Source organism: Microbacterium sp. UBA837 (assembly GCF_002296025.1).
Lineage (GTDB): Bacteria > Actinomycetota > Actinomycetes > Actinomycetales > Microbacteriaceae > Microbacterium.
Genome location: NZ_DBHD01000018.1, coordinates 1 through 4,478, shown reverse-complemented (window position 1 = coordinate 4,478; position 4,478 = coordinate 1). Strand labels below are relative to the sequence as shown.

Here is a 4,478-nt window from a genome sequence, read left to right as displayed (position 1 = left end):
ACCGACCGCGTGTGGTTCTACGACGTGCGCGCCGACGGCATGACCCTTGACGACAAGCGCACCCCCATCGAGGCGAACGACCTTCCCGACGTGCTCGCGCGGTGGCAGAACCTGGATGCCGAGACTGCCCGGGCGCGCACCGACCAGAGCTTCTTCGTGCCGAAGCAAGAGATCGTCGACAACGGCTACGACCTGAGCCTGAACCGCTACAAGGAGATCGAGATCGAGGAGGTCGAGCACCGGTCGCCGGCGGAGATCCTCGATGAACTGGATGCCCTCGAAGTCGAGATTCAGGACGGTCTCAAGCGCCTGCGGGAGATGCTCGCGTGAGGTGGGAGACCGTACCGCTGGGGGAGGTTGCGGCGATCCACATGGGGCAGGCTCCGCTGGGCGAGTCATACAACGACCGCGGTGAGGGCTTAGGCCTGATAGCGGGCCCAGGTGACTTCAGTAACGGCGGCCTGAAGGTCAAGAAGTTCACCACTTCCCCGACGAAGCGTACGAGGCCTGGTGACCTAGTTGTTGGCGTGCGAGCGTCAATCGGTGACCTTGCCACCGCTGACGGCGAGTACTGTCTTGGCCGCGGAGTCGCGGCAGTTCGCCCCAACGAGAAGTTAGATTCAGGCTATGCACGACAGGTCCTACGGTGGCTTGCGCCCGAGCTCGCGTCTCGAGGGCGGGGCGCAACGTTTCGAACTGTCACTCGGCTTGACATCGAGACGCTCCCGATCCCCCTCCCACCTCTCTCCGAGCAGCGCCGCATCGCCGCAATCCTCGACGCGGCCGATGCCCTGCGGTCAACGTGGGGAGAGATACGGGATTCCACCCGGCGTGCGATCAGTAGACGCATCAGTGGGTTTTTCTCGAAGCCGACTGACATCAAGCCCCTCGCACAGTTATTGGCCGAGCCGATGCGGAATGGAATCTCGCCGTCGCGTGGTGGTCGGTATGAGGGCGAGGTCCTGACGTTGTCTGCGATCACGAGGGGTGCCTTCGACCCGCGCCAGCGCAAGTCCGACCTTTTTGCTGCGCCTCACGCGTCGGACAAGCTCGCAACCGAAGGGTTGCACCTGGTCTGCCGTGGCAACGGAAATGCTGAGCTAGTCGGGGCGATGGTCGCTGTCACTGATCAGCCTGACGGCGTTGCATTCCCCGACACCATGATCGGCTTCAGACCGTCATCTGAGATCAACTCGCCGACACTAGTGGCCGCCTGGCGGCATCCGACGGTACGCGATCAGATCCGTCGGGCGGCTCGAACCACCAACGGAACCTACAAGGTCAATCAGCAGAGTCTGTCCTCGATCATGGTCCCGGTGCCCCGACGCGAGGATCAAGAGCAGATTGCGGCGCTAGATGCAGAACGAACCAAACTCGACTCGCAGCTGGCTCAAGGTCTCGTTAGCCTCAACGAACTGTTCGCATCCCTCCAACACCGCGCGTTTCGCGGCGAGCTGTGAGCTGTTCAGTATTCGCGGAGGGTGGCGGTCGATTCCCACTCGTCGAAGTCGTCTGGGGGCTCGACCTTCCAACCACGCGACTTGAGCACCTCGGCGACCTCTGCGGGATAATTGCGGGCGATCGTGCGGACTTGAAACCTGCGGGCCAGTTCGCGGCCGTCTTCGACCGCCGCGCGCCATCCGTCTCGGCTGTCGAACCCGCACTCGCGGATGAGGAACTCGATGAAGTCCTCGAGACCAGGACGGAATCGTCTGCCGCCGTTCGAGAAGTGCAGATCGGCCAACGACATGGGGACGCGCTCGCGCTTACCTCCGCGCCGCGTGCGAGCAAGGATGAACGATAGCGCGCCGCGTTCCGCGTGGAACTGCCAGTGCGATGTCGGGGCGCCCGTTGCTCTGTTCTCGAACTCCAGGCGCGCCACGGGGACATTCTCGAATACAGGCGTGAGCGCTACCCTCGAGCGATCGATCTTGAGGAAGCCGTCGTCGGTGACTTCGGCGAACATATAGAAGGTCCAGAAGGCGAGGGTCTCGCCATTGCAGGTGAGCGGCAGTCTTTCAGCGGTCTCTGGATCCGAGGCGTCGACCGGCGAAATCCGCACGCGCCCTGTGTCGGGGAATTGTTGAACGCGAACCGTCGGCGAGCAGGGCAGGGTCGATCGAATCGTCTGTTCAATCCTCGAGGCGAATTCTTGTGCCTGCCCCAGCACGGCGGTCAGTCGGTGAGTTCGTCTTCGCCGAGCAAGTAGGCGATCGAGTCCAGCTCATCGCGAACGGCCCATCCCTGATCTGTGAGACGACGTTCGCGGGCCATCTCGCGGAAGGCCTCGTACGAACCGAGTCGCAACTGCGCAAGCAGTTCGTTCTGGCGTGCAACCAGTCGATCCTTGGTGAGAGTGATGACGGGAGCCATGGGATTCCTCTCTCCTGTGTCGTCTCCACAGTAAACCACCACCCTCCGACACGGGCGTCACGGCGCTCAGCCTGTGTCCGTAGGGCGGACGCGGCGAGACAGCCCGCATCCGCCCCTCTTCTGCGCTCAGTAGCCGACGGCCGTCAGGGCGTACTCGGCCTGCTCGGGAGTGAACTGCTCGCCGTACTCACTCGTCAGCTGCTCGTACAGGCCCTGCCGTGAGAACGACGTGAAGTCCAGGTATGACTGCGCGGACTCGGCAGCCTCGGCGTTCCAATCCACGAGTCCGTTCTGCTCGAGATGGGCGATGGCGAACTCGGCATCCGCAGCCTCGAATCCCTCACCGTATTCACTCGTGAGCTGCTCGAACAGGCCCGCGCGTGAGAAGGCGGTGAAGTCCAGGTACGACTGCGCAGATCTGATCGCGTTCTGCTGACCGAGCGTCAGCTGCGGCTTCTCCTCCAGGGTCAGGGTGACGGTCGCACCCTCCTCGATCTGAGCGCCCTCGGCGACATCCTGCGCGATCACCGGCATCGACTCGTCGCCGTCGGCAGAAACACGGATGCCGAGAGCCTCGAGAGCCGCGCGAGCCGATGCGCCATCCATGCCGACGACGTTCGGTACGATGATCAGCGCTGGCTCGGCCTCGGCCTCGGCGGTGGCGGCCGCCTGCTCGGTCGTGCGCACCGGTGCGGCGGGTGCGGCATCCGAAGTCGACCGGCCGCCTCCCAGCGCGCTGCCGATCCCGCCGATGACGATCAGTCCGACGACGACTGCGGCTGGGATGATGACCGCCTTGCGCGTGTACCACGGCCGCTTCGAGGGAGCGGTGACGGTGGCGTGCGCGGGGACGGCGGCGTCCGTTGCGCCGGGCTGGCGCACGAGGTCGGTGCGCCAGGTGGTTCCATCCCAGTACATTTCGGAGCCGGGCGCGCCCTCGGCGCCCGGATGCGGGTACCAGCCTGCCGGAGTGGACGATGGTGTGGTGTTGCTGGTCTCAGACATGAGATTGCCTTTCGGTACGGGTTAGGCGCGCGCCCCCAGCGCACGTCACCAGCCGTTGGCCAGTGGAACAGGACACACCACCCCTCCGACATTGCGCGCAGCGACACCGGCCGGATCAATGTCGGAACCCCCTCGTAGTGTCGGGGTATGGATGAGGTTGGCATGGGCGAGGCGGGTCAGCGGCCCGAGGGTCCGGATGCTGACGTGTTCCTGTATGAGGGTGATGTGCGGGAGTGGGATGCCGAGGTGGCGGGGTGGGTTCCGCCGCGTCCGGACGCTGTCGCCCTGGTGATGGAGGCCGCTGACCTTGAAGCGGTGTTCGCGGCGCAACGGTTCGCGCGGGTCGATGACCTGCGTCTGGAAGCTTTGGATGATGTCACCCGGTATGGGGGTGGGTCCCGGGAACTGGTGATGCGCTCCCTCCGGCTCGAGCTTGCGTCTGCTCTGCGGATCACGGAGAACGCGGCGGGGATGATGCTCGCCCGTGCCGAATCACTCGTGCACTCCTACCCGGCCGTGTTGGAGTCGCTCTCGCGTGCGGGGGTGACGGTCCGGCACGCGGAGATCCTGGTCGATGACCTCGATGTACTCGACCCCGATATCGCGGCGGGCCTGGTGGGTCGGGCGTTGGGGTTGGCGGAGTCTCTGCCGGTGGGGTCGTTCCGGCGGGCGTTGCGCCGGCTGATTGACCGGGAGACCGCGCCGAGCCTGACGGAGCGTCACGAAGCCGCGGTGCGGGGTCGTCGGATCCTGGTGGAGCCGGCGGGGGATTCGATGTCGTGGGTGCACGCTCTGGTCCCGTCGGTGGAAGCCCACGCGATCTACGGGCGGGTCACCCAGAAAGCTGTGGTGATCCGTGACCATGACCGCGGTTCGACCCGGGGCGGGGAGCGGGGGGATGGGTCGGAGCGGAGTCTGGATGAGATCCGGGCTGACGTGTTCTGCGACCTCCTCATCGACGGGACCGTTCCCCAGCACCCGAAGCAGGCTCGGGGCATCCAAGCAACCGTTGTCGTCACCGTCCCCGCCCTCGCGCTCCTCGGCGTCGACGGGGTGACCGATCCGGCGGAGGTGGAAGGCGTCGGTCCGATCCCGATCGA

At 65.3% G+C, this 4,478-nt stretch carries 6 protein-coding genes; 3 read left to right on the top strand and 3 right to left on the bottom strand.

Features of this window, described 5'->3' with window-relative positions:
• Together B3587_RS01500 and B3587_RS01495 are read left to right on the top strand one after the other, a co-directional pair.
• Nucleotides 1–330, top strand: a 330-nt coding sequence (locus B3587_RS01500) for an N-6 DNA methylase (RefSeq protein WP_292726020.1), incomplete at its 5' end; no start/stop codon positions are given.
• Nucleotides 327–1,460, top strand: coding sequence for a restriction endonuclease subunit S (locus B3587_RS01495; protein WP_292726018.1), 1,134 nt, complete (start codon nucleotides 327–329; stop codon nucleotides 1,458–1,460). The genes B3587_RS01500 and B3587_RS01495, both read left to right, overlap by 4 nt.
• 5 nt (nucleotides 1,461–1,465) lie before the next feature.
• On the opposite strand, the gene B3587_RS01490 is transcribed toward B3587_RS01495, so the two are convergent.
• The 3 genes from B3587_RS01490 to B3587_RS01480 form a co-directional block, all read right to left on the bottom strand.
• Nucleotides 1,466–2,062, bottom strand: coding sequence for a hypothetical protein (locus tag B3587_RS01490; protein WP_292726016.1), 597 nt, complete (start codon nucleotides 2,060–2,062; stop codon nucleotides 1,466–1,468).
• A gap of 113 nt (nucleotides 2,063–2,175) precedes the next feature.
• Nucleotides 2,176–2,373 (bottom strand): hypothetical protein, encoded by a 198-nt coding sequence (locus B3587_RS01485; RefSeq protein ID WP_292726015.1) that lies wholly within the window; start codon nucleotides 2,371–2,373, stop codon nucleotides 2,176–2,178.
• A gap of 126 nt (nucleotides 2,374–2,499) precedes the next feature.
• Nucleotides 2,500–3,378: an Ltp family lipoprotein gene (locus B3587_RS01480; RefSeq protein WP_292726013.1), complete on the bottom strand. Its 879-nt coding sequence runs from the start codon at nucleotides 3,376–3,378 to the stop codon at nucleotides 2,500–2,502.
• A gap of 147 nt (nucleotides 3,379–3,525) precedes the next feature.
• On the opposite strand from B3587_RS01480, the gene B3587_RS01475 reads away from it, so the two are divergent.
• Nucleotides 3,526–4,478, top strand: a 953-nt coding sequence (locus B3587_RS01475; RefSeq protein ID WP_292726011.1) for a DUF222 domain-containing protein, incomplete at its 3' end; no start/stop codon positions are given.